2 protein-coding genes are annotated in these 623 nt (G+C 70.8%); both read right to left on the bottom strand.

The genetic code is table 11. From position 1 onward, the window contains the following. Positions 1-187 (bottom strand): hypothetical protein (locus ACLQ24_RS30060; protein WP_425895109.1); only part of this gene is annotated, 187 nt, incomplete at its 3' end. Between the two features lie 140 nt (positions 188-327). Next, positions 328-623, bottom strand: a 296-nt coding sequence (locus ACLQ24_RS30065) for a hypothetical protein (RefSeq protein WP_425895110.1), incomplete at its 5' end; no start/stop codon positions are given.

Below are 623 nucleotides of genomic sequence, written 5' to 3' on the forward strand. Positions count from 1 at the left end.
CCCGCAGCCGCGACCCGGGGACCTTCTCCACCCGTTCGTCGGGGTCGTCGAGGAATCTGATCTCGAGGCGGGCGCTGTTCTTCTTCGGCTCGACGGCCAGGATGCGGACGCGTTCGGACGGTCCGTGGTCCGACTGCCGGTACGCCCATTCGTCGCCGACGGTGAAGCGGGAGGGGTCGATTCTCATCCAGCCGTCCTTCGGGTAAGCGTCGCTAGTTGCGTGGTACCGGGTCGTGCTGGCGGTTCGCGCCGCGATGGCGGCAGGTCCCGGCGCAGGCTCGTGCGCATCCGGCCGGATTGTGGTGGCGGTTGAGGTGTCGACGCACTTCAGGCTCCGCGGTCGAGCAGCCCGTGGTGCCACGATTCCGCCTGTCGGCGGATACCGGCGTGGGCCTGCCGGTCGTGATCAGGGCGGTGCTCCTTGCGTGGTCCGTGGGGGCTCCAGTCACCGAGGAACGGGCGCAGGTCGTCGGGTCCGGGTTCGGGGTTGTAGTCGATGTCAGCCAGCACACGGGGACTGCGGATGGGGTCGATCCGGTCGGCGGCGGCCCTGCCCCACGCGACCCAGCTGGCGAGGTACCCGCCGGCGCCGGTCCGCCCCTCGGCCGCTTGTTCAAGGGCGG

The organism is Micromonospora sp. DT4, assembly GCF_049841675.1.
In the GTDB taxonomy this organism is placed as follows: domain Bacteria; phylum Actinomycetota; class Actinomycetes; order Mycobacteriales; family Micromonosporaceae; genus Micromonospora.